Raw genomic sequence first — 26,445 nt, forward strand, 5'->3', positions numbered from 1 at the left:
CCACCGCGGTCGCCGGAGGTTATAGCCTTCCTGCCGTGTCCGGACTGACGATTCCCGAACCACAGTTCCCGGGGGACGACGGGAGCGCCGATCCCCGCCTGTGCGAGGCGCTCGCCGGGTACGCGGCCGGCCGCGCCGGCGCCCACACCGTGCTGCGGCGCCTCCAGCCGGCGCGGCTGCTGGTGCCGATCGTCGCCGTCCTCACCGAGGAGGAGCAGGTGGCGCCCGGCGAGCTTCGCCGGGAGAAGGCGAGCGAGATGGCGCTGCCGACCCTCATCGGCGACGACGGGCGGCGCGGCGTCCTCGCCTTCACCTGCACCGAGACGATGAAGGCGTGGCGCGACGACGCCCGGCCCGTCACGGTCCGCGGCGGCGACGCGTGCCGCGCCACCCTCGACGAGGGCGCCGACGCCCTGGTCGTGGACGTGGCGGGCCCCGTCCCGTTCGCCGTGGAGGGGCTGCACCTGCACATGCTCGCCGAGGGCCGTCCCGTCCCGCCCCCGCACGAGGACCCCGACGTCCTCGCCGCCGTCGAGGCCGCGTTCGGCTCCGACGGGTCCGTCACCGGCGTCCGCGTCACCGAGGGGACGTCCGCCGAGGTGGCGGTGCGGTTCGCGGTCGTCCCCGGCCACGACGAGCGGGTCACCGTCCAGCGGGTGTCCGACCGTCTCGCCGAGCTGCTGCGCGGGCGCATCGTCGGCGGCGTCGAGCTGAACGTCATACGCAGGTGACGCCTCCGGGCCGGCGGCACCCTCCTACCCTTGGGAGCCCATCTCGTTCGGAGGACGCCGTGCTCACCATGCAGGACGCGCTGATCAGGCTCACCGGCCACTGGGCGGAGCGCGGCTGCCTGGTCGCGCAGCCGATGAACACCGAGGTCGGGGCGGGGACGCTCAACCCCGCCACCGCGCTGCGCGTCCTCGGACCCGAGCCGTGGCGGGTCGCCTACACCGAGCCGAGCGTCCGCCCCGACGACTCCCGGTACGGCGACAACCCGAACCGGCTCCAGACCCACACCCAGTTCCAGGTGATCCTCAAGCCGGAGCCCGGCGACGCGCAGGAGATGTACCTCGGCAGCCTCGCCGCGCTCGGCATCGACCTGCGCGCCCATGACGTCCGGTTCGTCGAGGACGACTGGGCGTCGCCCGCGCTCGGCGCGTGGGGGCTCGGCTGGGAGGTCTGGCTGGACGGCCTGGAGATCACCCAGTTCACCTACTTCCAGCAGTCCGGCGGGCTGACCCTCGACCCGGTGTCGGTCGAGATCACCTACGGGATGGAGCGCATCCTGATGGCGCTCCAGGGCGTCTCCCACTTCAAGGACATCGCGTACGCCCCCGGCATCCCTGCTACCCGAGGGGGGACGACCCCCCACACCCCCCGGATCACCTATGGGGAAGCCTTCGGCCAGGTCGAGTACGAGATGAGCCGCTATTACCTGGACGACGCCGACATCGCCACGAACCGGGAGCTGTTCGAGACGTACGCGGCCGAGGCGCGGCGCATGCTGGACGCCCGGCTCCCCGTCCCGGCCCACTCCTACGTGCTGAAGTGCTCGCACGCGTTCAACGTCCTGGACGCGCGAGGAGCGATCGGCACGACCGAGCGGGCCCGCGCGTTCGCGCGCATGCGCGGCCTGGCCCACGAGGTCGCCGCGTTGTGGGTGGAGCGCCGCGCCGAGCTCGGGCACCCCCTCGGGGACGCCTCCGCCCGGCCCGCCGCCCTCGACCCGGGCCCGCTGCCGGACCTCGCGTCGGCCGGGACGTTCGCGCTGGAGATCGGTGTCGAGGAGCTCCCGCCGCACGAGGTCGAGCGGACCGCCGCGCACGTGGCCGGACGGCTGGAGGCCGGGCTGGAGGAGACCGGGCTGTCCACGGACGCGACCTCGCTCGACACGTTCGCGACGCCCCGCCGGATCATCGTGGTCGTCCGCGACCTGGAGCCGCGCGAGCCCGACGCCGAGCACGTCGTGAAGGGGCCGCGCCTCGCCGCCGCCTACGACGCGTCCGGCGCGCCGACCCGGGCCCTGCTGGGGTTCGCGCGGGCCCAGGGCGTCGAGGCCGCGGACGTCGGGCGGGTGACCGCCGGGGGCGGGGAGTACGCCGGCTTCGTCCGGAAGGTCGTGGGACGTCCGGCCGCCGAGGTCCTCGCCGCCCTGCTGCCGGAGATCGTCGCGGGGCTGCGCGCCGGGAAGAACATGCGGTGGAACGCGCCCGGCCTGTCGTTCGCCCGCCCGATCCGCTGGCTGCTCGCCCTGCTCGACGACCGGGAGGTCCCGTTCACGGTCGCGGACCTGAGGGCGGGCCGGGTCACCCGCGTCCACCGCACGGCCGCCGCGCCGCTCGTCGAGGTGCCGGACGCCCCGTCCCTCCTGGGCGTCCTGCGCGCGCACGGGATCGAGCCCGCCGCGTCCCGGCGGAGGTCCCGCGTCGTCGAGGACGCGGAGGCGCTCGCGCGGCGGCACGGCGGCACGATCGCCTTCGGGTCCGAGCGGGATCTCGTCGAGGAGATCGTGAACCTGGTCGAGGAGCCCGTCGCGATCCTCGGCTCGTTCGACGAGGCGTACCTGGAGCTGCCCGAGGAGATCCTCACCACGGTCATGCGCAAGCACCAGCGGTACCTGCCGGTGCGCGGCTCCACGGACCGCCTCCTTCCGCACTTCGTCACGGTGGCGAACGGCGAATGCGACCACGACGCCGTCCGGGCCGGGAACGAGGCGGTCCTCCGCGCCCGCTACGAGGACGCCTCGTTCTTCTACCGGCAGGACCTCCAGAGCACGCCCGAGGAGATCAAGGAGGGCCTCGGCAGGCTCACCTTCACCGAGCGCCTCGGCTCGATGGCCGACCGGTCGTCCCGCATCGCCGCGATCGCCGCCGAGATCGCGGACCGCGTCGACCTCGCCGGCGGCGAGCGGGCCGCGCTGCGCCGGGCCGCCGGGCTGGCGAAGTTCGACCTGGCCTCGTCCATGGTCATCGAGCTTCCGAGCCTCGCCGGGACGATGGCCCGCGAGTACGCCCGCCGCGCCGGCGAGGACGAGGCCGTCGCGCGGGCCCTCTACGAGATGGAGCTGCCCCGCGCGGCCGGGGACGCCCTGCCCGGCGGCCTGCCGGGTGCCGTCCTCGCGGTCGCCGACCGCCTCGACCTGCTGACCGGCCTGTTCGCGACGGGCTCCGCCCCGACCGGCAGCTCCGACCCGTTCGGCCTGCGGCGGGCCGCGCTCGCGCTGACCGCGATCCTGCGGGACGTCCCGCGCCTGGCGGCCGTCGCGGTCGGGGACGGCCTCGCCCTCGCCGCCCGGCACCAGCCGGTCGAGGTCCCGCCGGACGCCCTGGCGGAGGCCGAGCGGTTCGTCGCGCGCCGCCTGGAGCAGAGCCTCCTGGACGAGGGGCACCCGGTGAGCAACGTCCGGGCCGTCCTCCCGCACGCGGGCGCGCCCGCCCACGCCGCCCGGGCCGCGGCCGATCTGGCGAGGCTCCGGAGCTCGTCCCGCTTCGAGGATCTGGTGACGGCGCTGCAGCGCGTCCTGCGGATCGTCCCGGACGGGACGCGCGCCGGCTACGACCCCGCCCTGTTCGCCGAACCCGCGGAAAGGGCCCTGGACGAGGCGTTCACCCGCGTCCGGGACGAACTGCCCGCCCGCCCCGCTCTGCCGGAGTTCTACGCGGCCGCCACCGCCCTCGTCGCGCCCATCGACACCTACTTCGACGACGTCATGGTCATGGACGAGGACCCGGCCCTGCGCGCCAACCGCCTCGGGTTCCTCGCCGCCGTCCGCGACCTCGTCGCGCCCGTCCTCGACTGGCGGGAGATCGCCTAGAACCAGGTGATGGGCAGCCCGTGCGCCGGCCCCTCGCCCAGGATCCGCCGCTCCCCGCCGGGCCAGACCCGCAGTGCCACGACCTGGACGGCGTCGAGCCGGGAGCTGTCGCGCCCCTCGAACGACAGGTGCGCCAGCGGCGCGTCGGCGGTGGCCGCCGCGCCGGCGTCCTCGATGCGCCGGTCGACGCGGGCGCCCTCCTCGTCCGACAGGTACGCGCGCATCGTCGAGTGCCACACGACCGTGACGGCTCCCCGCACGGGGGCGAGCCCGTCCAGGAACCCGGCCGCCCCGGCCCGCACGACCGTCGCCGGGACCTGCGCGGCCACCTCGAACGCGGCCCGCAGGCGGTCGACCCGCTCCGTCTGGTCGGGCCACACATACGACAGCAGCCGCCGCTGGGCCTCGGCCGACGTCGGGTCCAGCGGGTTCAGGTCGCATCCCCGCCGCTCCGCGATGGCCAGCGGGGCGTCCACCGGAGGGAGCCCTCGCCACGCGCCGGGCAGGACGACCGGCGACTCCGGCCCGTAGGAGCCGGTCTCGTGCAGGAGCCGGAAACGGTCGGCGCGCAGGTTCAGGCCCGCGCTGGCGCCGATCTCCAGCAGCCGGACCGGCAGGCGCGCGGCCTCGGCGACGGCGAGCAGCCCGCCGACCAGCGGGGCGGCCCGTCCGACCTCGTTGGTCTGCGGCGGGTCGGCGAGCCCGTCGCGGATCTCCGCCGCGTGCGCGACCAGCACGTCCCGGAACGCGGGCCACGCCTCCAGCGGGTCGGCCGTCCCGCCGGCGGTCGGATAGTGCGCGGCCAGCTCCGGCACCCGGCCCTCCAGGACGAGCCGGTGCACCGTCCCCAGCATCCCCAGGACGAACCCGGGCCCCGTCCGGTCCTCCAGGACGTTCGCGGCCGCCTCGCCGGGGTCGTCCGCCGCCCGCGAGAGAAGCTCCGCGTACATCGGCGACCCGAGGTCGGCGCAGGCCTGCGCCTGGGCGAGCAGCACCCTCCGCATTCCCCCACCTCCGCCGACGAGCCTCTCAGATGGTGGACGCCGTCACGGGCGGCGGCCCGGAGTCAATAGGATCGTTCGCATGCTGCGCTGGTTGACCGCGGGGGAGTCCCATGGCCCGGCCCTGACCGCGATCGTGGAAGGGCTGCCGGCCGGTGTGCGCGTGACCTCGGCGGACATCGCCGAGGAACTGCGCCGCCGGCGGCTCGGCCATGGGCGGGGCGCCCGGATGAAGTTCGAGCAGGACAAGGTGACCATCCTCGGAGGCGTCCGGCACGGCGTGACCCTCGGCGGGCCCGTCGCGATCGAGGTCGGCAACACCGAATGGCCCAAGTGGGAGACGGTCATGTCGGCCGATCCCGTGGACGCCGGCGTCCTCGCCGCGCAGGCGCGCAACGCCCCGCTGTCGCAGCCGCGGCCCGGCCACGCCGACCTGGTCGGCATGCAGAAGTACGGCTTCGACGACGCGCGCCCCGTGCTGGAGCGCGCGAGCGCCCGGGAGACCGCGGCCCGGGTCGCGCTCGGCACGGTCGCCAAGGCGTTCCTCAGGCAGGCCCTCGGCGTGGACGTCCTCAGCCACGTCATCGCCCTCGGCGAGGTCGCGGCGCCCGACGGCGTCCTGCCCGAGCCCGGCGACCTCGCACGCGTGGACGACAGCCCCGTCCGGTGCTTCGACGGCGAGGCGTCGGCGCGGATGGTCGCGCACATCGACGAGACGAAGAAGGCCGGCGACACGCTCGGCGGCGTCGTGGAGGTCCTCGCCTACGGGCTGCCGCCCGGCGTCGGCAGCCACGTCCACTGGGACCGGCGGCTCGACGCGCGGCTCGCCGGCGCCCTGATGGGCATCCAGGCGATCAAGGGCGTGGAGCTCGGCGACGGGTTCACCACCGCGCGCCGCCCCGGCTCCCGGGCGCACGACGAGATCGACGGCACCCCCGAGGGGATCCGCCGGCGCACGAACCGGGCCGGCGGCGTCGAGGGCGGCATGACGACCGGCGAGGTGCTGCGGGTGCGCGCCGCGATGAAGCCGATCTCGACCGTCCCGCGGCGCCTGGACACCGTCGACGTGAAGACCGGCGAGCCCGCCAAGGCGATCAACCAGCGCAGCGACGTCACCGCCGTCCCCGCGGCCGGGGTGGTCGCCGAGGCCATGGTCGCGCTCGTGCTCGCGGACGCCGCGGTGGAGAAGTTCGGCGGCGACTCCGCCGAGGAGACCGCCCGCAACCTGCGGGGCTACCTGTCCTCTCTGACGATCAAGTGAACGGCATCATGCGACCCAAGGCAGTCATCATCGGTCCGCCCGGCTCGGGCAAGACCACGATCGGCACCGCGCTCGCGGACCGGCTCGGCGTGCCGCTGCGCGACACCGACGCCGACGTCGAGCGGGCGGTGGGCAAGCCGATCGGCGAGATCTTCATCGACGACGGCGAGGAGCGCTTCCGCGAGCTGGAGCGCGACGCCGTCGCCGCGGCGCTCGCCGAGCACGAGGGGGTCGTCGCGCTCGGCGGCGGGGCCGTCCTCGCGCCGCAGACCCAGGAGCTGCTGGCCGGGCACACCGTCGTCTACCTGCGGGTCGGCCTGTCGGAGGCGATCAAGCGGGTCGGCCTGGCGTCCGCCCGGCCGCTGCTCGTGCTGAACCCGCGCAGCCAGATGCGCAAGCTGCTGGAGGAGCGCCTCCCCATCTACGAGCGGCTCGGCACCGTGCACGTCGACACCGACGGCCGCGAACCCGCCGACATCGTCGAGGACGTCGCGAAGGCGCTGGAGTCCGCGCGGTGACGCGGGTGCACGTCGGCGGCGCCGACCCGTACGACGTCGTCATCGGGACCGGCGTGCTGGGCGAGCTGCCCGCCATGGTCGGCGACCGGGCGCGGACCGTCGCCGTCGTCCACGCCGAAGGGCTGCCGGAGATCGCCCGGCCCGTCCGCGGCGCGCTCGAACAGGCCGGGTACACCGTCCACGCGCTGCCGGTCCCGGACGGGGAGGCGGCCAAGGAGGTCGGGGTCCTCGCCGGGCTCTGGTCGTCCTTCGCCCGCTTCGGCATGACCCGCACCGATGTCGTCGTCGGCGTCGGCGGCGGCGCGACGACCGACCTCGCCGGTTTCGCGGCGGCGTCGTGGCTGCGCGGCGTGCGGGCCGTGCTCGTCCCGACGACGCTGCTCGGCATGGTGGACGCGGCCGTCGGCGGCAAGACCGGCATCAACGTCCCCGAGGGCAAGAACCTCGTCGGCGCGTTCCACCCGCCCGCCGGCGTGGTGTGCGACCTCGCCACCCTCGTCACGATGCCGCGCGAGGACTACGTCAGCGGCCTCGCCGAGATCATCAAGGCCGGCTTCATCGCCGACCCGAAGATCCTCGACCTGGTCGAGGACGACCCGCGGGGCGCCGCGTCCCCGGAAGGCCCGCACACCCGCGAGCTGGTCGAGCGCGCCGTCCGCGTCAAGGCCGACGTGGTCTCCGCCGACCTCCGGGAGAGCGGCCTGCGCGAGATCCTCAACTACGGCCACACCCTCGCCCACGCCATCGAGAAGGCCGAGGACTACCGCTTCCGCCACGGCCACGCCGTCGCGATCGGCATGGTCTACGCCGCCGAGCTGGCCCGTCTCGCGGGCCGCCTGCCCGCCGCCGTCGTCCAGCGGCACCGCGACGTCCTCTCCTCCGTCGGCCTGCCGGTCTCCTACGCCGCCGACTGGCCCGGCCTGCGCGAGACCATGACCATCGACAAGAAGTCCCGCGGCGCGACGCTCCGCTTCGTCGTCCTGGACGGCATCGCCGAGCCGGGCCGCCTCGAAGGCCCGGACGAGGCCCTGCTCGCCGCGGCGTACCGGAGGGTCGGCCGATGATCCCCGTCCTCGTCCTGAACGGGCCCAACCTGCGCCGCCTCGGCGTCCGCGAGCCCGACAAGTACGGCACGACCAGCTACGACGACCTCGCCGCGCTGTGCCGCGACACCGGCCGCCGCCTGAACCTGAACGTCGACTTCAAGCAGACCGACGACGAGGCCGAGATGCTGCGCTGGGTGCACGAGGCCGCCGACCTGCGCATCCCGATGGTCCTGAACCCGGCCGCGTTCACCCACTACTCCTACGCGCTGAGGGACGCGCTCGCCCAGCGCACCGCCCCCCTCATCGAGGTGCACATCACCAACCCGGCCACCCGCGAGGAGTTCCGCCACACCTCCGTCGTCGCCGGCGTCGCCACCGGCACGATCGCCGGCTTCGGCCCCATGTCCTACGTCCTGGCCCTCCAGGCCATAGCCGAACTGACCGCCGAAGGCGCCTGACCCACCCCCAGACGCGCGAACCACCGGCACTCAGGGGGCGTGCCCTCCGCGTGGCGCGAACCGACCGCGACCGGGTCGGAGTGTCCACCGGCCGGGGGCGGGGTGTCCACCGGCCGGGCCGGGGGCCCTACCGCCGAGGCCGGGGGCGGGGTGTCCACCGGCCGGGGCGGCGGCCCTACCGCCGACGGCCGGGGGCGGGGTGTTCACCGGCCGGGGCGGCGGCCCTACCGCCGACCGGAGCGGAGCGCTAGCGGAGCGCTAGCGGAGCGGAGGGCGGCGTCACTCTTCCTGGGCGGCCTTTCTGGCCATGTCCTTGAGCTCGGTGACGACGTCGTCGAGGGGGGCGACGTCGCGGTGGGCGCGGCAGAGGATGGTGGCGCCCTCGACGGCGGCGACGATGAGGCGGGCCAGGCGGGACGCGCGCTCGTCCGGGACGCCGGCGTTGCCGAGGCCGGTGGCGAGGGTGTCCTGCCAGCGGCCGAACGCCGCCGCCGCGGCGGCGGCGAGCTGCGGGGCGTCGTCGTGGCACTCGACGGTGACGGCGACGACGGGGCAGCCGGCGCGGAACTCGCTTTTGATCAGGACCTGCCGCCACCAGCCCACGAAGGCGTCCACGGCGGACGCGGCGTCGCCGCTCTCGGTGGCGGCGAGGATGCCGGCGTTCAGGAACTCCCCGGCGTAGCGGACGGCCTCCTCGGCCAGCTGCGCCTTGCCCTCGGGGAAGTGGTGGTAGATCGACCCGCGCGGGGCGCCGCTGTGCGCGATGACGTCGCGGAACCCGGTCCCGCTGTAGCCGCGCTCGCGGAAGAGGAAGGCGGCGCTGCGCACCATGCGTTCCCGGCTGTCGGTCCCCATGGACCGATTATGACATTCATCATATGGTCATCGCGTTGACCATGACGCTCGTCATGGAAAAAGCTGGCTATGACGGACGTCATACCGAATGGGGGGTCCCGCATGGAGACCACGGCGGGCCTGGAGCAGCTCAAGGAGCTGCTCGGCAGGAACGGGGAGGCGAGCTACGGCATCGGGGCGCTGCTCGGCATGACCGCCGAGACGCTGGAGCCCGGCCGGGTCGTGTTCGCGCTGGCTCCGCGGGCCGAGTTCAGCAACCCCCTCGGCACGGTGCACGGCGGCATCATGTCGACGCTGCTCGATTCGGCGATGGCCTGCGCCGTGCACACCTCGCTGCCCGCAGGAGCGAGCTACACGTCGCTGGAGCTGAAGGTGAACTTCGTCCGGCCGGTTCCGCTGGAGGGCGGGCGGCTGGTGTGCGAGGGCACGACCGTCCATATGGGACGCAGGGTCGCGACGGCCGAGGGGCGCATCACGAACGCCGACGGCAAGCTCGTCGCGCACGGGACGACGACCTGTATGGTCTTCCCGCCCGCTACCGGCGAGTAGGGTCGGTGCTCGGGCACGGATCGAGGAGACCTTCATGATCGAGCTCCGCCGCGACGGGGACGTGCACGTCCTGCGGTTCGACGCGGGTGAGAACCGGTTCGGCCCCGACTTCCTCGGTGAGGTCCAGGATGCGCTGGACCAGGTGGTCAAAGGCGGAGGGCCCGGCGCCCTCGTCACCGTGGGCACGGGCAAGTTCTACTCCAACGGCCTCGACCTGGACTGGCTCGGCGCCAACCAGGACAGGTTCGAGGAGTACATCGGCCAGGTGCACGCGCTGTACGCGCGCCTCCTGTCGCTGCCGATGCCGACCGTCGCGGCGCTGAACGGGCACGCGTTCGCGGGCGGCGGGATGCTCGCCCTCGCCCACGACTTCGCCGTCATGCGCACGGACCGCGGCTACTTCTGCCTGCCCGAGGTCGACCTCGGGATGAGCTTCACCCCCGGGATGAACGCGCTGATCACCTCGCGGCTGCCGAAGGCCACCGCGCACGAGGCGATGCTCACCGGCCGCCGCTACACCGCGGAGCAGGCGCTGGCCGCCGGGATCGTGCAGCGCGCGGCGGCCGAGGACGAGGTGCTGCCCGCGGCCGTCGAGCACGCCGCGTCGCAGGCGGGCAAGGACGGCGCGGTCGTGGCCAAGATCCGCACGGCCCTGTACCGGCCGGCACTGGACGCGCTGAACGGCCCGGCGCTCGGCTGACCCCCGTGTCCCGGCCGGGAGGGGGGAGTAGGTTACGTTGACCGGAATCGGATTCGGTTTGCAGGGAAGGGGCGCGAACACCATGCGCATCGGGATGGCGCTCAGCTACTCGGGCGGTTTCAAGGAGACCGTCGAGGAGCTGTCCGACTTCGAGAAGGCCGGCCTCGACATCGTCTACGTCGCGGAGGCCTACAGCTACGACGCGGTGAGCCAGATGGGCTACATCGCCGCCAGGACCGAGCGGCTGGAGATCGCCTCCGGCATCCTCAACATCTACTCCCGGACGCCGACCGCGATCGCGCAGACCGCCGCCGGCCTGGACTACGTCTCCGACGGCCGGTTCACCCTCGGCATCGGCGCGTCCGGCCCGCAGGTCATCGAGGGCTTCCACGGCGTCCCCTACACCGCGCCCCTCGGCCGCACCCGGGAGATCATCGAGATCTGCCGCAAGGTGTGGCGGCGCGAGCGCGTCCAGCACGACGGCAAGTACTACACGCTGCCGCTGCCGGAGGGCCAGGGCACCGGGCTCGGGAAGGCGCTCAAGCTCATCAACCACCCGGTGCGGGCCGACATCCCGATCCTGGTCGCCGCGATCGGCCCGAAGAACGTCGAACTGACCGCGGAGATCGCCAACGGCTGGGAGCCCATCTTCTACATGCCGGAGAAGGCCAAGGACGTGTGGGGTCCGTCCCTGGCCGCGGGCAAGGCCCGCCGCGACCCGGCCCTCGGCGAGCTGGACGTGGTCGGGCAGTCCCCGCTCGCGATCGGCGACGACGTGCAGGGCCTCCTGGAGTTCGGGCGCCCGATGGCCGCGCTCTACATCGGCGGCATGGGCGCCAAGGGCAAGAACTTCTACAACGACCTCGCCCGCCGCTACGGCTTCGAGAAGGAGGCCGAGGAGATCCAGGACCTGTACCTGGACGGCAAGAAGGACGAGGCCGCCGCGAAGGTCCCGCAGGAGCTGCTGGAGAAGATGTCCCTCATCGGCCCCGAGGGGCACGTCCGCGAGCGGCTCGCGGCGATGAAGGAGTCCGGCGTCACCACGCTGAACGTGACCCCGATCGCCGGCGACCACAAGGGCCGCCTCGCCCTGATCGAGAAGGTCAAGGAGATGGCGGCCGGTCTCTGAAGGACCGCCGCATCCGGCGCGTCCGCCACCTGCGGCCCAGGCCGCCGAACCCCGGCCCGAACCCGGGACCGAACGGCGGGACCCTCAGCTCGTACAGCACGCGCAGGAGGACGCCGCCCCCGAACAGGGCGGCTCCCCGCTTCAGGGTGGCGCCCGGGTCGTCGACCGAGGCGGCGGGGCGCGGGTGGAGGCGGCCGCGCGGGTCGTACACGACCTGGATGCGGTCGCCTCGCTTCGCCGCCGGCGGGGGACCGGTGGTGATCTTCCGCACCCGCGGCTCGGCGCAGGCCAGGTCATGGTCGTAGTAGACGCGCGTGGTCGTGTGCCCCTCGCTGTCGGTGCTGGTGACCTCGCGCCGGTCGACACTCTGCACCGTGCACGCCGTGGTCCGTCCCCGCTCGTGCAACGCCTGCTCCCGCACCGCTTCGGCGACGTATCCCGCCCCGAAGGACAGCAGGAGGAAGGCGCCGAAGAACACCAGGATGTTCTCGTAGCGCAGCTGCGTGAAGACGATCAGGCCGTACCCGGCGAGCAGCATCACGATGATCAGCGCGGTGCCCGCCCAGTTCTCCATGAGCGCCGACGGGCCGTGGGCGGCGAGGGCGGCCTCGGCGACGACGATCGCGAGCCCGGCCCCGGGCGCGCCGAACGCCAGCAGCGCCGCCAGGCCCCGATCTGACCGTCTCCCGTACCGCACCATCGGATTCCGTTCCGTCGTTCATCCGTGTCCTCCGGATGAGACGCACGGTTCCGCCGTCCGGATCGCCATCTGATCCTTACTTTCCGGGACGGCGGAACCGCGCGGGAACGGCCCGCGGGGAGGCGGCGTCAGAGGGCCGCGTGGACCTCCTTGGCGACGCGCTCGCCGGAGCGGACTGCGCCGTCCATGTAGCCGGTCCAGTAGTCGGACGTCTCGGTGCCGGCCCAGTGGATCGGGCCGCACGGCGCCCGCAGCGCCGGACCGAACGCGGTGAGCGCGCCGGGCGGGGCGACGCCGACCGGCCCGCCGCCGCTCCACATCTCGTTGTCCCAGCGCTGGAACGCCGTCAGGCTCGGGCTCGCCGCCTTGCTCCCGAACAGCTTGGTGAACGAGTCCAGGCCCGCCGCGCGGACCTCGTCCGCGGGCGCGGCGTCCAGCCTGCGCATGTTGGCCTGGTTCATGAAGCCCATCAGGATGCCGCGCGACCCGTCCGGCGGGCTGTTGTCGAACGTCGCGTCGATCGCGCCGCTGTCGGCGATCGCCTGCCCGGTCAGGCCGTCCTCCCGCCAGAACGGCGTGTCGTAGACGGCGACGAACTTGGCGACCGACCCCATCGGGTAGCGCTGCGTCAGCTGCGCCCGGCTCGCGGGCAGCGCCGGCGAGTAGTCGATCTTGTCGGCGATCGCGGGCGACATCGCGACGATGACGCGCTCGGCCGACACGGTGACGCCGTCGGCGTTGACCGTCACGCCGCCGGAGCCGGTGACGATGGACCGCACCGGCGCGTTGTAGCGGACGATGTCGCCCAGCCGCGCCGCCAGCCGGACCGGCACCTCCTGCGAGCCGCCGACGAACCGGGACTCCTGCGCGCCGCCCTTGGTGTTGATCAGCCGGTCGATCGTCCCCGGGGTGCTCGCGTTGCCCGCCGAGGCCGCGTAGTTCAGCACGTACAGCAGCGAGACCTCCTGCGAGCGCACCGACAGGGTCGAGGAGGCGAACGCGTCCATGAGGAACCGCGCGCCGCTGCTGATCGTGTTGGCCCGCGACCAGGTGTGGAAGGTCTGGGCGTCCCATTCCTCGGCCTTGGGGGCCCGCCACGGCTCGCCGACCGGCACCTCCTTGATCATGTTGCCGAGGCGCAGCAGCGCCAGTTCCAGGTCGACGACGCCCCAGTCCGGCGGGACGGCGCCGAGGATGCCGTCGGTCTCGTAGAGGGACCGCTTGCCGCTGCGGTAGTAGACGTTCTTGCCGGTGTTGTACGTGGGGTAGGTGCCGACGCCCATGTCCTTCGCGAGCGCCGCGATGCGGTCCTGGGTGGGGCCGATGAACTCGGCGCCGCCCTCGTTGGTGGTGCCGTCGCCGAGCGGCATCCCGTACACGCGCCCGCCGGGCCGCTCGCGGGCCTCCAGCACGATGACGGACCGCCCGGCGGCGAGGAGGTCGCGGGCGGCGGTGAGGCCGGCCAGGCCGGCGCCGACGATCACGACGTCGGCGGCGAGCGGCGCGGTGCGGGCGGCGGCGGGCGGGGCCGCGGCCGCGGAGACGACGGCTCCGGCGGCGGTGAGGGCGCCTGTGCCCAGCAGTCTGCGGCGGCTGACTCGGGTCACGGTGAATCACTCCCGGGGGAAGTCCATGCGGGGGGACGGACGGAGCACACGACCGGTCAACCTAGGCCGCCCTCGACCGAAAGTCGAGAGTTTCTCATGTTCGTGACCGCGTCGAGACGGCCGCCGCGCGGGTGGCCTAGAGTCCTGCCCATGGGGGAGACGCACCTCGCACGGCGCCGCCGGCTGGCCGCGCTCGTCGCCGAACGGGACGCCGGCGCCCTGCTGGTGACCCGGCTCGTCAACGTCCGGTACCTGACCGGCCTGGACAGCTCCCGGGCCGCGCTGCTCGTCCCGGCCGGCGGGGACGCCGTCCTCGCGACCGACGGCCGGTACGCCGGCATGGCCGCCGAGGTCTGCCCCGAGCTGCCCGTCATCGTCGACCGGCAGGTGGCGCACGTCCTGCTGAAGAGGGCGGCCGGAGACGGCCACGCCCGCGTCGGCTTCGAGGCTCACGACATGACGGTCGAGCAGCACGCCGACCTGGCCGCGGACGCCGAGGGGGACCTGGTCCCGCTCGGCCACCTCGTCGAGGAGCTGCGCAGGGTCAAGGACGAGGAGGAGATCGCCCTCCTGCGGGAGGCCTGCGCCATCACCGACCGCGCGTTCGAGGCCGTCCTCCCCGCGATCCGTGCGGGCGTCACCGAGCGGGCCGTCGCGATCGCGCTCGAACGGGCCATGGTCGACCTCGGCGCCGAGCGCCCCGCGTTCGAGTCGATCATCGCCTCCGGGCCGAACGGCGCCGTCCCGCACCACCATCCGGGCGGGCGCGAGCTGGAGCACGGCGACCTCGTCACGCTCGACTTCGGCGCCCTGTACGGCGGCTACCACGCCGACATGACCCGCACCGTGGCGATCGGCGAGCCGGCGGACTGGCAGCGCGACCTCCACGACCTCGTGCACCGGGCGCAGCGGGCCGCGCTCGACGCCGCCGTCCCCGGCGCCGAGACCAAGGCCGTCGACGCCGCCGCCCGGGACGTCATCGCCGCGGCCGGGCACGGCGACGCGTTCCCCCACGGGCTCGGGCACGGCGTCGGCCTGGAGATCCACGAAGCGCCGCTCATGGGGTACGACAAGACCGGTAAGCTGGTGGATCGGGTTCCGATCACCGCTGAGCCGGGGGTCTACCTCGCGGGCCGCGGCGGCGTGCGCATCGAGGACACGCTCGTGGTCCGCGCGGGCGGCCCGGAGCTCCTCACCACAACGACCAAGGACCTGCTCGTCCTGTAGACGCGCGGGTCGCGACCGGGAGAACAACGCAGTGGCGACGACGAACGACCTGAAGAACGGCATGACGCTGAACCTCGACGGCCAGCTGTGGACCGTCCTGGAATTCCAGCACGTCAAGCCCGGCAAGGGCGGCGCGTTCGTCCGTACCAAGCTCAAGAACGTCCTGTCCGGCAAGGTCGTCGACAAGACCTTCAACGCCGGCACCAAGGTCGAGGTGGCGAGCGTCGACAAGCGGGAGATGCAGTACCTCTACCGCGAGGGCGAGGACTTCGTCTTCATGGACACCGAGACCTACGACCAGCCGCACATCCCGGCCACCGTCGTCGGCGACGCCGCGAACTACCTGCTCCCCGAGCAGAACGCCGTGATCGCCTTCAACAACGAGAACCCGCTGTACGTCGAGCTGCCCGCGGCCGTCGTGCTGGAGATCACCGAGACCGAGCCCGGCCTGCAGGGCGACCGCTCCACCGGCGGCAGCAAGCCCGCCACCCTGGAGACCGGCGCGCAGATCCAGGTCCCCCTGTTCATCACCACCGGCGAGAAGGTCAAGGTCGACACCCGCTCCGGCGAGTACCTCGGCCGCGGCTGATGGCGGCTCGCACCAAGGCACGGAAACTGGCGCTGGACATCCTGTTCGCGGCGGAACTGCGGGAGGAGGAGCCCGCGGCGGTGCTCGCCGCCCGCGGCCGTCCGAACCAGGACGAGCTGGCCGAGTACCCGCACGCCGTCCGGCTGATCGAGGGCGTTCAGGAGCACCGGGAGCGCGTCGACGAGCTGATCGCCACCTACGCGACCGGCTGGACGCTGGAGCGGATGCCGGTCGTCGACCGCAACATCCTGCGCATGGGCGCGTTCGAGCTCCTGTGGGTGGACGACGTCCCCGACGGCGTCGCGATCAGCGAGGCCGTCGGGCTGGCCACCGAACTGTCCACCGACGAGTCCCCCCGCTTCGTCAACGGCCTCCTCTCCCGCCTCCAGCAGCTCAAGCCCTCCTTGTCCCTCTGACCCGGGAGCATGCGGTGCCGACGATGAAAGGCCAGGCGGTTCTCACTGTGACGACCTCAACCGGCACCGCGGCACGCACCGACCTCAACGCTTGCGATCGCGTCCGAAGGCAGGGTCGAGCGAAGCGAGAGCCTGATCGCGCAGCGAGCCGCAAGGCGAGTCGGAGCGATGCGGCGATCGCGCGCGGTTCCCGACGATGGAGGGCCGCCAAGGCCCGAAGGAGGAGGGAACCGCAATGAGATACAGCCGGGTGCGTAACGCCGTGCTCTGGGAGGCTCTGCGGATCGTTCTGGACCGGATCACGCCCGAGGCCGGCCAGAGCGACGTCGTGGACGTCGGCGGCGGCACCGGCGGGTTCGCGGTCCCGCTCGCCGAGCTCGGGCACCGGGTCACCGTGGTCGACGCCAACCCCGACGCCCTCGCCGCGCTGGAGCGCCGCGCCGCCGAGTCCGGGGTGCGGGTGCGCGCGATCCAGGGCGACGCCGTCGACCTCCCCGACCTGCTCGGCCCCGGCGCCGCCGACCTCGTGCTGTGCCACAGCGTGCTGGAGTACGTCGACGAGCCCGGCGCCGTGATGGCCGCGCTGACCGGCGCCCTCCGCCCCGGCGGCTCGGTCAGCGTGCTGGTCGCCGGGCAGATCGCCGCCGCGCTGCACCGCGCGGTGTCCGGGCACTTCGACGACGCCCGCCGGGTGCTGACCGACCCGGCCGGGCGGTGGGGCGAGGGGGACCGGATGCCCCGCCGGTTCACCCGCGAGACGCTGTCGGCGCTGGTGCGCGGCGCCGGGCTGCGGGTCGCCGAGCTGCACGGCGTCCGGATCTTCGCCGACCTGGTGCCGAGCGGCCTGCTGGACGGCGACGCCGGCTCCGCGGACGCGCTGATCGCGCTGGAGTCGGTGGCGGCCGTCCATCCCGTCCTGCGCGACCTCGCCACCCAGCTGCACCTGGTGGCCGACAAGCCGGGCGGATGACGGGGCCGTGAGCCGCAAGCAGCAGCTGCACCGGCCCGGCCCGCAGCCGGGCCCGCCCGCCGACGACACCGGCTGCGCCGTCCTGCACGTCGACATGGACGCCTTCTTCGTCAGCGTGGAGCTGCTCGACCGCCCCGAGCTGCGCGGCCGCCCGGTGATCGTGGGCGGCGCCGGGCCGCGCGGGGTCGTGTCCGCGGCGTCCTACGAGGCGCGGACGTTCGGCGTGCACTCGGCGATGCCGATGTCGCGGGCCCGGCGGCTGTGCCCGCGGGCGGTGGTGCTGCCGGTCGACCACGCCAAGTACGCCCGGGTGTCGGCGGCCGTGTTCGAGATCTTCCGGGCGATCACCCCGCTGGTGGAGGGCCTGTCCCTGGACGAGGCGTTCCTGGACGTGGCGGGCGCGCGGCGCCGGCTCGGCCGCCCCGCCGAGATCGCGGCGCTGATCCGCGAGCAGGTCCGGGCCCAGCAGGGCATCACCTGCTCGGTCGGGGTGGCGAGCGCCAAGTTCGTCGCCAAGCTGGCCTCGACCCGGTGCAAGCCGGACGGGCTGCTCGTCGTGCCCGCCGACGGCGTGACCGGCTTCCTCCATCCGCTGCCCGTCGCGGCGCTCTGGGGCGTCGGAGAGCGGACGGAGCAGGCGCTCACCCGGCTCGGCCTGCGGACCGTGGGGCAGCTCGCCCAGGTCCCGCCGGCCACCCTGCGGCGCGAGCTGGGCAACGCGCTCGGGTCGCACCTGCACGAGCTGGCCTGGGGACGCGACCCGCGGGAGGTCGTCGCGCACACGCCCGACAAGAGCATCGGCGCGGAGGAGACCTTCGACGTCGACGTCGACGACCCGGAGGTCGTCCGGCGGGAGCTGCTGCGGCTGGCGGAGAAGGTCGGCGCGCGCCTGCGCGAGAGCGGGAACGCCGGCCGGACGGTCAGCGTCAAACTGCGGATGGCCGACTTCAGGACGATCACCCGGGCGCGCACGCTCCCCGAGCCGACCGACCTCGCTCGTGTGATCTATGTCACAGCATGCGAGCTGTACGAGGGGGCCGGGCTGGAACGGGTACGACTCCGTCTGGTCGGGGTGCGGGTGGAGAACCTGCGTCCCGCCGGCGAGGCCCCCCGTCAGCTCGCCCTCGACGAGCCGGACAGCGGCTGGCGTGAGGCCGAGCGAGCCATGGACCAGGTCGCGCACCGGTTCGGCCGCGGCGCGGTTCGCCCCGCCGCGCTGGTGCGGCGTGCGGCGGACGGTGACGGACGTGACGGCAGGGACGGAAGACAATGAAAGAAGGCTGTGGGGTGACCGGCACCGGGCCCTCGACGGGCCGTTCGCTTTCGTACGCTCGACAGTGCTCGTATTCTGGGCATATCACCGTTGACGTTCGCGTCCCGCATCGGATACCCCGTCGCGGAGCTGTCGTTGGGAGGTGCCGTGCCGCTCTCTGAGCACGAGCAGCGCATGCTCGAACAGATCGAATCGGCGTTGTACGCCGAGGATCCGAAGTTCGCTCACGCGGTTCGCTCGACCAACCCCCAGGTCCACTACAAGCGCCGGATCGTCAAGGCGGCCCTCGGGTTCGTCGTGGGCGTGAGCGCCCTGATGGCCGGTCTTGTCATCAACGAGGGCACGGTCACCATCGCCATCAGCGTGACCGGTTTCCTGCTCATGGTCGTCTGCTGCGTCTGGGCGCTGACGAGCTGGAAGCGGATGACCGGGATCGGCAGCGAGCCCGCGCAGGGCGGCGGCGGGAGCCCACAGGCCCGTCCCGCCAAGGCGGGCTTCATGGAGCGCATGGAAGAGCGCTGGCGCCGCCGCACCGAGGGCGACTGAGCACCCACCGAGGCGACTGAGCACCGAAGGCGACCAGCGGCCGAGGGCTCTCCGGGGTGTGTGCCCGGACGGCGCCTGGCCGGCGTGGACTCGTCAGATCGTCCCGGCCGTTCGCGGGCTGACCGCGAGGCCGGGACGAACGCGTGTCCGGGGTCCTGTGTCCGGGGTCCCGTGTATCCGAGGTCGGCCGCCTACCGGCGGCGCAGGCGGGCCGGCAGCTCGTTCAGGCGGGCGGTGACGTCGAGGACCCGGTCCGCCGCCGTGCGGAACGCGGAGCGGGTCTGCGCCACCGTCGACGGCGGCATCAGCCGGGCGCGCCACCGGGCGCGGCGCCCCACGGACGCGGCGAACGCCTCCCGGACCGTCCGGACATCGGCGCGCAGCCGCTCCGCCGGCTCGCTGGGACGGGTCCGCGAGTAGCGCGCCAGCTCCTCGGCCTTGGCGATGCGGGTGAGGGCGCGCGTCCCCTCCGCGTCCAGTTCGAGCAGCTCGCCGAGCCGGCGCGCGGTGGCGCGGGGGGAGTCGCTGGCCCGCCATTCCAGCCCGTGGTCGAGCGCGTCGGCGCGCAGCTCCCGCCAGGCGGCGTGCGCCGCGCCGGCCGGGTCGCCGGCGGGCGCCCGCGCCCGGCCCGGCCGGCGCGGCGACGGCCCGGACGACGGCGGGGCGAGCGCCGTCCAGCGGCGGCGCCGGGTGAGCATCCGCACCGCCATCGGCACGGCCGTCAGCAGCAGCGCCAGCACCGCGCCCGCGAGCCAGGGCGCCGCGGCGAAGCCGCCCTCGTCGTCGTCCCGGGCGGCGGTGGACCCGCCCGGGCCCTCGTCGTTGCGGTGGCGGGGCCCGGTGGTCGGGGACGCGGTCGCGGAGTCCTCGGGGGAGGAGCTCTCCGGCGACGGCGCGGTCTCGCTCTCGGGGCCGGTCGTGCTGATGGCGGGCTCGCTGTAGCCGGGCGCGACGGCGGTGCCCTGGCCGGCGGCCCCGGCGGGCGTCGGCTCGAACCGCACCCATCCGGAGCCCTCGAAGTACAGCTCCGGCCAGGCGTGCGCGTCGCGCGACCGGACGACCCACTCGCCCGGCCTCACCTGCGAGCCCGGGGTGTAGCCCATCGCGACCCGGGACGGGATACCGAGGATCCGGGCCATCAGCGCCATCGCCGCGGCGAACTGCTCGCAGTAGCCGCGCTTGCTGTGCAGGAGGAAGTCGACGAGGTCGCTGCCGTGCTGCGGCGCCGGCGCGGACAGGTCGTAGGTGAACCCGCCGTTCACGGTGAACCAGCGCTGCAGCCGCACCGCCTGCGTGAGCGCGGTGGCCGACCCGGCGGTGACCTGCGCGGCGAGCCGCCTGACCTGCGGCGGGACGTTCTTGGGCACCGCGGTGTAGTGCGAGACGATGTCGGCCGGGTAGGCGCCCGCGGCGGCCAGCTGGCCGGCCGACGGCGTCGCGCGCAGGCTCTTGACGGTGTAGAAGCGCCCGCCCGCGGAGTCGCGCAGCGAGTAGACCATGAGCGAGGGGGCGTGCACCCGCCAGTCGCCCCTGATCGAGACCTGGGACGGGGCGTACGGCACCGGCAGGAACGTCATGTTCCTCACCTCGGGCCGCACCCGCACCTGGGTCGTCACCTCGTGCACCGGCGCGGTGCCCAGCCCGGGCGGGGGCGGCAGCTCGCGGTCGTCGCTCACCCGGTCCCGGGAGCTGCTCTTCAGCGGGCTGTAGGTCCAGCGGTCGCCGTCGAACTGGTCGAGGGCGTAAAGGCGCAGATAGCCGGGGCTCTCCCGGTCGTCGGTCCGGTAGGTGAGGACGACCGAGTCGTCCAGCCGGGTCAGCTCCCGCTTCAGGCTGACCAGCGGGTCGGGCGTCGTCACGGTCTGCGTGCCCTGGCCCGCGCCGCCGCCGAAGCCGAAGAAGCCGCGCGGCTGCAGGCCCGGGACGGCCGCGGGCAGCAGCACCGCGACGGCGACCGCGCCGGCCGCGATCCGGCGGCCGCTCGCCGCCAGCGACGACGTCTCCGGGAGGGCGGCGGCCTCCCCGGGCAGCGGCGCCGTCCCGGCCATCGGGACGACCCGCGGGCGGCGCCGCGTCGTCACCGTCCGGCCCCACCCGCCGACCTGCTCGCGGGCGTCGGCCATCAGCAGGGCCAGGAAGCCGAACGCGCCGAGGCCGAACGCGAGCCAGCCGACGCCGTCCTCGCGGACCGCGGCGGGCACGCTGTACATGGCGAGCAGCGGCAGCCCCGCGGGCGCGGTGCGGTGCAGCCGTACGGCCAGCAGGTCGACCAGGACGGCGACCAGGCCGATCCCGGCGGCGGTCAGCATCGAGATCCCCGGGACGAGCGGGACGGGCGCCGCGTACCGGTTCGCCGCCCGCCAGCCCTCGTCGGTGAGGGCGCCGAGGTACTGGATCGACTCCGGGGTCGGGACGAACCCCAGCCACGACCTGTCGGCGGCGTAGGCCAGGTTGAGGTACAGGATCAGGGAGACCAGCCCGATCAGGAACCCGACCAGCGCGGGCATCCGCATCCGCCGGGCCAGCAGCCCGCCACCGGACGCCGCCAGCACCGCGCCGAACCCGGCCCAGAACCATCCGGCCTTCTCGAACAGCGGGTACAGGCCGAGCGAGCCGGCGAGCGTCGCCAGCGCGGCCATCACCGTCATCCGGATCCTCATGCACCGTCCTTGACGAAGTCCTCGCCTGCCTTGCCGGCCTGCGTCCACGCCCCGGCCAGCTCCGCCGCGGACCGGACGGTGACGACCCGCCAGCCGCCGGCGCGCAGCAGCCCCGCCGCCGTCCCGTCGCCCGCTCCGTCGCTCTCGGACACCCCGGCGGCCGGCCCGCCCTGCACCAGGACCGCCACGTACGTCCCGGTGCCGCGGCGCATCGCCGCCACCGTCCGGGCCTCCTCGTCCGACAGCGTGCCGAACACCGCGATGACCAGCCCGCCGCCCTCCCGGCCGCCGTGCTCGCCGGGCCCGCCGCGCAGCGCGGCCAGCCCGGCCGACAGCGACCCGCTCTTGGACCGGCGGGCCACGGCCAGCGCGTCCAGCAGCAGCCCCTCGAACGCCCCCTCCGACGGCGCGGCGGCCAGCGCCTCGCCCCGGTCGGTGACGTACCGCAGGCTCATCCCGGTGCGGACGAGGTGGACGCCGATCGACGCGGTCGCCGACACGGCCTGCTCGAACGAGCCGCCCGGCCCGTCGCCCCAGTGCGCGGAGCGGCGGGTGTCCAGGAACAGGGTCCCGCTGCTCTGGAAATGCTGCTCCTCGCGCCGCACCATCAGCTCCCCGCGCCGGGCGGTGGACCGCCAGTGCACGCGGCGCAGGTCGTCGCCGTGCCGGTAGTCGCGGGGGGCGACGTCGTCCTCGCCCGCGGCCGAGACCGCGCGGGCGATGCTGTCGCCGCCGCCCGTCCACCCGCCGGCCAGCCGGCTCGCCGGCAGCGGGACGATCGCCGGCGTCACGGTGAGCGTGTCGGACAGGCTGAACGAGCGGAGCAGCTCCACCATCCCGAACGGGTCGGCGAGCCGGACCGTCAGCGGCCCCACCCGGTACCGCCCGCGCACGTCCGAGCGGATCCGGTAGCCGAGCTCGCGGGTGCCGTGCGGCTCGATGCGCTCCAGCACGAACCGGGTCCGCCCGCCGAGCGCGTAGGGGACGCGGTCCTCCACCATCAGCAGCCCGCTCGGCAGCCGCGACACGTTCTCCAGCCGCAGGTCGACGCGGGCCTCGCGGCCGACCGGCAGCCGCGCCGGCTCCAGCCGCCGCGCGCACGCCAGCCGGTACCGGGTCCGCGACACCGCCAGCGTGCACAGCAGCGGCAGCACCAGGACGAGCACCCCGGCGCGCAGCAGGTCGCGCTCGCCGAGCACGACCGCGCAGACGATCGCCGTCGCCCCCGCCGCCACGAAGGACCGCCCGCGGGTGGTCAGGCCGGCCAGCGCCCGTCGCACCGGGTCACTTCCCGGGGGAGGGCACCGGCAGCCGCTTCACCAGGTCGGCGACCACCTGCTCGGGACGGCGCCGCTCGACCTGCGCCTCGGCGGTCGGCAGCAGCCGGTGCGCGAGGACGGGGACGGCGAGCTCCTGGACGTCGTCGGGGACGACGTAGTCGCGGTCGTCGAGCGCGGCGTACGCCCGCGCGGCCCGCACCAGGTGCAGCGTCGCCCGCGGGGACGCGCCGAGCCGCAGCTCCGGGTGCCGCCGGGTGGCGGAGACGAGGTCGATGGCGTACTGCCGCACCGCGGGCGCGACGTGCTGGCGCCGCACGACCTCGATGAGGTCGCGGACGTCCTCGGCGTGCGCGACCGGGGTGAGCCGGTCGAGCGGGGACGTCTCGCCGTGATTGTCGAGCATCTCCAGCTCCGCGGCCGGGTCCGGGTAGCCCATCGAGATGCGGGCGGTGAAACGGTCGCGCTGGGCCTCGGGCAGCGGGTAGGTGCCCTCCATCTCCACCGGGTTCTGCGTGGAGATCACCATGAACGGCGGCTCGAGCGTGTAGGTGGTCCCGTCGACCGTGACCTGCCGCTCCTCCATGCACTCCAGCAGCGCGGACTGCGTCTTCGGCGACGCCCGGTTGATCTCGTCGCCGACCACGATGTTGGCGAAGATCGGCCCCGGCTTGAACTCGAACTCGCGCAGCTCCTGGTTGTAGGCGCTGACGCCGGTGATGTCGCTGGGGAGCAGGTCGGGGGTGAACTGCACCCGGCGCACCGAGCAGTCGACCGAGCGCGCGAGCGCCTTCGCGAGCATCGTCTTGCCGACCCCGGGCACGTCCTCGATCAGCAGGTGCCCCTCGGCCAGCAGCACCGTCAGGGCCAGCCGCACCACCGAGGGCTTCCCCTCGATCACCGACTCCACGGCGTCCCGGATCTTGTTAGCGACCTGGGCGAGCCCGTCGAGACCGCCCGGCGCGTCGTGGCCCCGCGCGCCGCGCCGGGCCGGGTGGGATGCCGGGGGGTCGGTCTCCATGAACGACTCGCCGTGCGTGCCTACTGCCACCAAACCCTCCTCAGCCGTTCCAAACGACAGTACGTCGTCGGAAGGCCCACTGCGATGTTCATGTGGAACGCGAGCCAATTGTGCTCTACGGGAAGGACGGCGAACGCCACTCCCGGTTCACCACTTCCCTCCACCCCCGCCCCTCCGGGCCCCGCCCGGCGCGCCTCCGGGGGCCGGACCCCGCGCCGGCGCGCCGCCGCGCCGCGCGGGCGGGCCCCGCTGGGCCCCACTCCGCACCACCCTTCCTGACCTGCGGTTTCGCGCGGCAAAACGGCGCACGGACGGTGTTTTCCTTGTTGACGGTGGGGAAGAGTGGAGTAGAGTGGGGCGCCGTGGGGGGCGGTAGCGCCCCATGCGGCGCGGGAGGTGGGGCCGGTGTTCCTCGGCACCCATTCCCCGCGCCTCGACGACAAGGGACGACTGTTCCTGCCGGCGAAGTACCGCGAGGAGCTGTCGGGGGGATTGGTGATCACGAAGGGCCAGGAACGCTGCCTGTACGTCTTCCCCATGGCGGAGTTCCAGCGGATTACCGAAGCCCTGCGTGCCGCCCCGGTCACCGAGAAGGCGGTGCGGGGCTACAGCCGGGTCTTCTTCGCCAGCGCCTCCGACGAGGTGCCCGACAAACAGGGCCGCGTCACCATTCCTCCGCCTCTGCGCAAGTACGCGGGGCTTACCCGCGACTGCACGGTCATCGGGGCCAACACGCGTCTGGAGATCTGGGACGCCCAGGCCTGGGAGACCTACCTGGAGCAGGAGGAGCAGACGTTCTCCGACGTCTCGGAGGAGGTGTTGCCAGGGATCCTCTGAGAAACGACTCGTCGGTCCGTTGACCGGCACTGGCCCACGTTCGGCCAGGTCTCCAGCCGCTCTCCGAGCCAGCTGGCGCAGCTTCCCCGGTGCCAGACGGCGACCCCCCGCGGGCAACGCGGTGATCTTCCTCAGGGCAGCGGATGGGGACCTGGCCGGGCGAGGCCGCCGCCGGGGGTGGGACGGTCCGGTCCGGCGATGCCACACAGTCCGCGAGCGAGGTGGCAGTACAGGGGGTGAAGCATGGACGTGGGGAACCACGCGAACGGCGCCGGTCACGTACCGGTGATGCTCGGTCGCGTTCTGGAGCTGCTCGTCCCCGCCGCCGAGGCCGTCACCGGCCGCGCGCCCGTGTACCTCGACGCCACGCTCGGCATGGGCGGCCACGCCGAGGCGATGCTGCGGGCCGTCCCGGAGCTGCGCCTCATCGGCCTCGACCGGGACACCACCGCGCTGGAGCGGTCCGCGCGCCGCCTCGCCCCGTTCGGGGACCGCGCGACCCTGGAGCACGCCGTCTACGACGAGATCCCCGCGGTGCTGCGCAGGCTCGGCGTCCCCGCGGTGGACGCCGTGCTGTTCGACCTCGGCGTCTCCTCTCCGCAACTGGACGAGTCCGGCCGCGGCTTCGCCTATTCGTACGACGCCCCGCTCGACATGCGGATGGACCGCACGCAGAGCCTCACCGCGGCGGAGGTCGTCAACGGCTACCCGCCCGCCGAGCTCGCCCGAATCCTGCGCGAGTACGGCGAGGAGCGGTTCGCCCAGCGGATCGCCGCGGCGATCGTCCGGGAGCGCGAGCGCGCCCCGCTGGAGTCCACCCGGCGGCTCGCCGACCTGGTGCGCACCTCCATCCCGGCCGCGACGCGCCGCACCGGCGGCAACCCGGCCAAGCGGACGTTCCAGGCGCTGCGCATCGAGGTGAACGGCGAGCTCGACATCTGGCGCCGGGCGCTGCCCGCCGCCCTGGACGCGCTCCCGGTCGGGGGCCGGGTCGCCGTCCTCAGCTACCACTCCCTTGAGGACCGCATCACCAAGCAGGTCCTCGCCGCCCAGGCGGCCGACACCACCCCGCCGGACCTGCCCGTCCCGCTGCCGGAGCACGAGCCGAGGTTCCGGCTCCTGACCCGCGGGGCCGAGGTGCCGTCCGACGAGGAGACCACGACCAACCCACGGGCCGGATCGGTGCGGCTGCGCGCCGCGGAGCGGGTCCGGGAGGCGACATGACGACGACGAGCAGGCGCCCGCCGGCCAGGACGCCGAAGAAGCGGGCCCCGGAGCGCCCGGACGGCGCCGCCCCGGCCACGAAGGCACCGGCCACGAAGGCGCCCGCCACGAAGGCGCCCGCCACGAAGGCGCCGGTCAAGAAGGCACCCGCCAAGAAGGCGCCGGTCAAGGACGCGCCGGCCAGGGGCGAGTCCACCGCCGCGAAGACGGCGAAGGCCGCGCCCGCCAAGAGCACGGACGCCAAGAGTTCGAGGCCGGCCGCGTCGCGCCGCTCCGCCCAGGCGGCGCCGCGGACGCCGTTCGTGCTGCTCATCGTCGGCCTGCTCGGCGGCGCCCTGGTCAGCCTGCTGCTGCTCAACACCGTCCTCGCCAAGGACGCGTTCACGCTGACGCGGCTGCAGCAGAGCAACAAGCAGCTCGAACAGCAGCGTCAGGCCTACGAGGAGGAGATCGCGCGCGAGGGCTCCCCGCAGCAGCTGTCGAACAAGGCCGAGGCGCTCGGCATGAAGAAGGGCGAGAACCCGGCCTTCTTCTCCACCGACACCGGCCGCGCGAACGGCGGCCGGATCCGACCGGTCCCGCACGCGGCCGCGGCGTCGGCCGGCGCGGCGGGCGTCCTCGGCGTCCCCGGCACCGTGGTGCCCGGCGACGGCGTCCCGCCCGCCGACCCCCGCACCGGGGCCAGCCAGGGCGCCGGTCAGGGCTCCGGCCAGGGGGCGGGCCACCGCACGGGCCAGGGCACCGGGAACGGGGCGCCGTGATCGGAC

25 protein-coding genes are annotated in these 26,445 nt (G+C 74.2%); 18 read left to right on the forward strand and 7 right to left on the reverse strand.

The window, feature by feature from the left end; genetic code table 11:
• The first annotated feature begins 35 nt into the window (after nt 1-35).
• On the forward strand, nt 36-731 hold the full coding sequence (locus tag ABGB11_RS07355; protein WP_347630137.1) for an SseB family protein: 696 nt from the start codon (nt 36-38) through the stop codon (nt 729-731).
• 68 nt (nt 732-799) lie between these two features.
• Nucleotides 800-3,814, forward strand: a complete 3,015-nt coding sequence (locus ABGB11_RS07360; protein ID WP_347630549.1) for a glycine--tRNA ligase — start codon at nt 800-802, stop codon at nt 3,812-3,814.
• Here ABGB11_RS07360 and ABGB11_RS07365 read toward each other — a convergent pair.
• Entirely contained in the window at nt 3,811-4,818 is a 1,008-nt protein-coding gene (locus ABGB11_RS07365) for a DUF2332 domain-containing protein (RefSeq protein ID WP_347630139.1), read from the reverse strand. The two genes, ABGB11_RS07360 and ABGB11_RS07365, sit on opposite strands and share 4 nt — an antisense overlap.
• Nucleotides 4,819-4,897: 79 nt before the next feature.
• Between ABGB11_RS07365 and aroC the strand changes: the two genes are divergently transcribed.
• The 4 genes from aroC to aroQ are packed head-to-tail and all read left to right on the forward strand — an operon-like array spanning nt 4,898 to nt 8,098.
• Nucleotides 4,898-6,076: a chorismate synthase gene (gene aroC / locus ABGB11_RS07370; RefSeq protein WP_347630141.1), complete on the forward strand. Its 1,179-nt coding sequence runs from the start codon at nt 4,898-4,900 to the stop codon at nt 6,074-6,076.
• Between the two features lie 8 nt (nt 6,077-6,084).
• Nucleotides 6,085-6,594, forward strand: a complete 510-nt coding sequence (locus tag ABGB11_RS07375) for a shikimate kinase (protein ID WP_347630143.1) — start codon at nt 6,085-6,087, stop codon at nt 6,592-6,594.
• On the forward strand, nt 6,591-7,658 hold the full coding sequence (gene aroB, locus ABGB11_RS07380; protein ID WP_347630145.1) for a 3-dehydroquinate synthase: 1,068 nt from the start codon (nt 6,591-6,593) through the stop codon (nt 7,656-7,658). The genes ABGB11_RS07375 and aroB overlap by 4 nt, the downstream gene beginning before the upstream one ends.
• A complete protein-coding gene (aroQ, locus tag ABGB11_RS07385; protein WP_347630147.1) occupies nt 7,655-8,098 on the forward strand; it encodes a type II 3-dehydroquinate dehydratase in 444 nt (147 codons plus the stop codon). The genes aroB and aroQ overlap by 4 nt, the downstream gene beginning before the upstream one ends.
• A 279-nt stretch (nt 8,099-8,377) precedes the next feature.
• On the opposite strand, the gene ABGB11_RS07390 is transcribed toward aroQ, so the two are convergent.
• Entirely contained in the window at nt 8,378-8,953 is a 576-nt protein-coding gene (locus tag ABGB11_RS07390) for a TetR/AcrR family transcriptional regulator (protein WP_347630149.1), read from the reverse strand.
• Nucleotides 8,954-9,055: 102 nt separating this feature from the next.
• Here ABGB11_RS07390 and ABGB11_RS07395 point away from each other — a divergent pair, with 102 nt between their 5' ends.
• From ABGB11_RS07395 to ABGB11_RS07405, 3 genes are all read left to right on the forward strand, one after another.
• Nucleotides 9,056-9,502: a PaaI family thioesterase gene (locus ABGB11_RS07395; protein WP_347630151.1), complete on the forward strand. Its 447-nt coding sequence runs from the start codon at nt 9,056-9,058 to the stop codon at nt 9,500-9,502.
• A 34-nt stretch (nt 9,503-9,536) separates the two neighbouring features.
• The gene (locus ABGB11_RS07400; RefSeq protein ID WP_347630153.1) at nt 9,537-10,202 is read left to right on the forward strand and encodes an enoyl-CoA hydratase-related protein; all 666 of its coding nucleotides are present in this window, start codon (nt 9,537-9,539) and stop codon (nt 10,200-10,202) included.
• Nucleotides 10,203-10,284: 82 nt separating this feature from the next.
• A complete protein-coding gene (locus ABGB11_RS07405) occupies nt 10,285-11,331 on the forward strand; it encodes an LLM class F420-dependent oxidoreductase (RefSeq protein ID WP_347630155.1) in 1,047 nt (348 codons plus the stop codon).
• Here the strand turns inward: ABGB11_RS07405 and ABGB11_RS07410 are convergent.
• Together ABGB11_RS07410 and ABGB11_RS07415 are read right to left on the reverse strand one after the other, a co-directional pair.
• Nucleotides 11,306-12,031 carry a hypothetical protein gene (locus ABGB11_RS07410; protein ID WP_347630157.1) on the reverse strand — a complete coding sequence of 242 codons (726 nt, stop codon included), beginning with the start codon at nt 12,029-12,031 and terminating at the stop codon, nt 11,306-11,308. The two genes, ABGB11_RS07405 and ABGB11_RS07410, sit on opposite strands and share 26 nt — an antisense overlap.
• Before the next feature lie 128 nt (nt 12,032-12,159).
• Complete coding sequence (locus tag ABGB11_RS07415) at nt 12,160-13,638, reverse strand: flavin monoamine oxidase family protein (protein WP_347630159.1); 1,479 nt, start codon at nt 13,636-13,638, stop codon at nt 12,160-12,162.
• A 150-nt stretch (nt 13,639-13,788) separates the two neighbouring features.
• Between ABGB11_RS07415 and ABGB11_RS07420 the strand changes: the two genes are divergently transcribed.
• The 6 genes from ABGB11_RS07420 (at nt 13,789) to ABGB11_RS07445 (ending at nt 18,659) form a co-directional block, all read left to right on the forward strand.
• Nucleotides 13,789-14,865: an aminopeptidase P family protein gene (locus tag ABGB11_RS07420; protein WP_347630161.1), complete on the forward strand. Its 1,077-nt coding sequence runs from the start codon at nt 13,789-13,791 to the stop codon at nt 14,863-14,865.
• A 31-nt stretch (nt 14,866-14,896) separates the two neighbouring features.
• A complete protein-coding gene (efp, locus tag ABGB11_RS07425; RefSeq protein WP_021595582.1) occupies nt 14,897-15,454 on the forward strand; it encodes an elongation factor P in 558 nt (185 codons plus the stop codon).
• The gene (gene nusB, locus ABGB11_RS07430) at nt 15,454-15,870 is read left to right on the forward strand and encodes a transcription antitermination factor NusB (protein WP_347630164.1); all 417 of its coding nucleotides are present in this window, start codon (nt 15,454-15,456) and stop codon (nt 15,868-15,870) included. The genes efp and nusB overlap by 1 nt, the downstream gene beginning before the upstream one ends.
• Nucleotides 15,871-16,105: 235 nt before the next feature.
• Nucleotides 16,106-16,840, forward strand: a complete 735-nt coding sequence (locus ABGB11_RS07435; RefSeq protein WP_347630166.1) for a methyltransferase domain-containing protein — start codon at nt 16,106-16,108, stop codon at nt 16,838-16,840.
• Nucleotides 16,841-16,847: 7 nt separating this feature from the next.
• Nucleotides 16,848-18,113 carry a DNA polymerase IV gene (locus ABGB11_RS07440; protein ID WP_347630168.1) on the forward strand — a complete coding sequence of 422 codons (1,266 nt, stop codon included), beginning with the start codon at nt 16,848-16,850 and terminating at the stop codon, nt 18,111-18,113.
• 147 nt (nt 18,114-18,260) lie between these two features.
• Nucleotides 18,261-18,659: a DUF3040 domain-containing protein gene (locus ABGB11_RS07445; RefSeq protein ID WP_347630170.1), complete on the forward strand. Its 399-nt coding sequence runs from the start codon at nt 18,261-18,263 to the stop codon at nt 18,657-18,659.
• A 191-nt stretch (nt 18,660-18,850) separates the two neighbouring features.
• On the opposite strand, the gene ABGB11_RS07450 is transcribed toward ABGB11_RS07445, so the two are convergent.
• From ABGB11_RS07450 to ABGB11_RS07460, 3 genes are read right to left on the reverse strand one after another with little or no spacing between them, the layout of a single operon-like run.
• On the reverse strand, nt 18,851-21,319 hold the full coding sequence (locus ABGB11_RS07450) for a DUF3488 and transglutaminase-like domain-containing protein (protein WP_347630172.1): 2,469 nt from the start codon (nt 21,317-21,319) through the stop codon (nt 18,851-18,853).
• Entirely contained in the window at nt 21,316-22,599 is a 1,284-nt protein-coding gene (locus tag ABGB11_RS07455; RefSeq protein WP_347630174.1) for a DUF58 domain-containing protein, read from the reverse strand. Before ABGB11_RS07455 ends, ABGB11_RS07450 begins: the two co-directional genes overlap by 4 nt.
• Nucleotides 22,600-22,603: 4 nt before the next feature.
• Nucleotides 22,604-23,647 (reverse strand): MoxR family ATPase, encoded by a 1,044-nt coding sequence (locus tag ABGB11_RS07460; protein ID WP_347630176.1) that lies wholly within the window; start codon nt 23,645-23,647, stop codon nt 22,604-22,606.
• Between the two features lie 375 nt (nt 23,648-24,022).
• On the opposite strand from ABGB11_RS07460, the gene mraZ reads away from it, so the two are divergent.
• The 3 genes from mraZ (at nt 24,023) to ABGB11_RS07475 (ending at nt 26,439) form a co-directional block, all read left to right on the forward strand.
• Nucleotides 24,023-24,454, forward strand: a complete 432-nt coding sequence (mraZ, locus tag ABGB11_RS07465) for a division/cell wall cluster transcriptional repressor MraZ (protein ID WP_021599720.1) — start codon at nt 24,023-24,025, stop codon at nt 24,452-24,454.
• Nucleotides 24,455-24,697: 243 nt separating this feature from the next.
• Entirely contained in the window at nt 24,698-25,678 is a 981-nt protein-coding gene (gene rsmH, locus ABGB11_RS07470; protein WP_347630178.1) for a 16S rRNA (cytosine(1402)-N(4))-methyltransferase RsmH, read from the forward strand.
• On the forward strand, nt 25,675-26,439 hold the full coding sequence (locus ABGB11_RS07475) for a hypothetical protein (RefSeq protein WP_347630180.1): 765 nt from the start codon (nt 25,675-25,677) through the stop codon (nt 26,437-26,439). The genes rsmH and ABGB11_RS07475 overlap by 4 nt, the downstream gene beginning before the upstream one ends.
• The last annotated feature ends 6 nt before the right edge of the window (nt 26,440-26,445 follow it).

This window comes from Actinomadura sp. B10D3, from assembly GCF_039871695.1.
GTDB classification, from domain to species: Bacteria; Actinomycetota; Actinomycetes; order Streptosporangiales; family Streptosporangiaceae; genus Spirillospora; species Spirillospora madurae.

What these genes read in the sequence shown, in the direction of transcription:
- aroQ (WP_347630147.1), top strand. Translation starts at nt 7,655, where the DNA reads ATGATCCCCGTCCTCGTCCTGAACGGGCCCAACCTGCGCCGCCTCGGC.
- ABGB11_RS07410 (WP_347630157.1), bottom strand. Translation starts at nt 12,031, where the DNA reads ATGGTGCGGTACGGGAGACGGTCAGATCGGGGCCTGGCGGCGCTGCTG.
- ABGB11_RS07375 (WP_347630143.1), top strand. Translation starts at nt 6,085, where the DNA reads ATGCGACCCAAGGCAGTCATCATCGGTCCGCCCGGCTCGGGCAAGACC.
- ABGB11_RS07450 (WP_347630172.1), bottom strand. Translation starts at nt 21,319, where the DNA reads ATGAGGATCCGGATGACGGTGATGGCCGCGCTGGCGACGCTCGCCGGC.
- ABGB11_RS07475 (WP_347630180.1), top strand. Translation starts at nt 25,675, where the DNA reads ATGACGACGACGAGCAGGCGCCCGCCGGCCAGGACGCCGAAGAAGCGG.
- ABGB11_RS07400 (WP_347630153.1), top strand. Translation starts at nt 9,537, where the DNA reads ATGATCGAGCTCCGCCGCGACGGGGACGTGCACGTCCTGCGGTTCGAC.
- ABGB11_RS07390 (WP_347630149.1), bottom strand. Translation starts at nt 8,953, where the DNA reads ATGGGGACCGACAGCCGGGAACGCATGGTGCGCAGCGCCGCCTTCCTC.
- ABGB11_RS07405 (WP_347630155.1), top strand. Translation starts at nt 10,285, where the DNA reads ATGCGCATCGGGATGGCGCTCAGCTACTCGGGCGGTTTCAAGGAGACC.
- ABGB11_RS07420 (WP_347630161.1), top strand. Translation starts at nt 13,789, where the DNA reads ATGGGGGAGACGCACCTCGCACGGCGCCGCCGGCTGGCCGCGCTCGTC.
- ABGB11_RS07435 (WP_347630166.1), top strand. Translation starts at nt 16,106, where the DNA reads ATGAGATACAGCCGGGTGCGTAACGCCGTGCTCTGGGAGGCTCTGCGG.
- aroC (WP_347630141.1), top strand. Translation starts at nt 4,898, where the DNA reads ATGCTGCGCTGGTTGACCGCGGGGGAGTCCCATGGCCCGGCCCTGACC.
- ABGB11_RS07395 (WP_347630151.1), top strand. Translation starts at nt 9,056, where the DNA reads ATGGAGACCACGGCGGGCCTGGAGCAGCTCAAGGAGCTGCTCGGCAGG.
- ABGB11_RS07360 (WP_347630549.1), top strand. Translation starts at nt 800, where the DNA reads ATGCAGGACGCGCTGATCAGGCTCACCGGCCACTGGGCGGAGCGCGGC.
- nusB (WP_347630164.1), top strand. Translation starts at nt 15,454, where the DNA reads ATGGCGGCTCGCACCAAGGCACGGAAACTGGCGCTGGACATCCTGTTC.
- rsmH (WP_347630178.1), top strand. Translation starts at nt 24,698, where the DNA reads ATGGACGTGGGGAACCACGCGAACGGCGCCGGTCACGTACCGGTGATG.
- ABGB11_RS07365 (WP_347630139.1), bottom strand. Translation starts at nt 4,818, where the DNA reads ATGCGGAGGGTGCTGCTCGCCCAGGCGCAGGCCTGCGCCGACCTCGGG.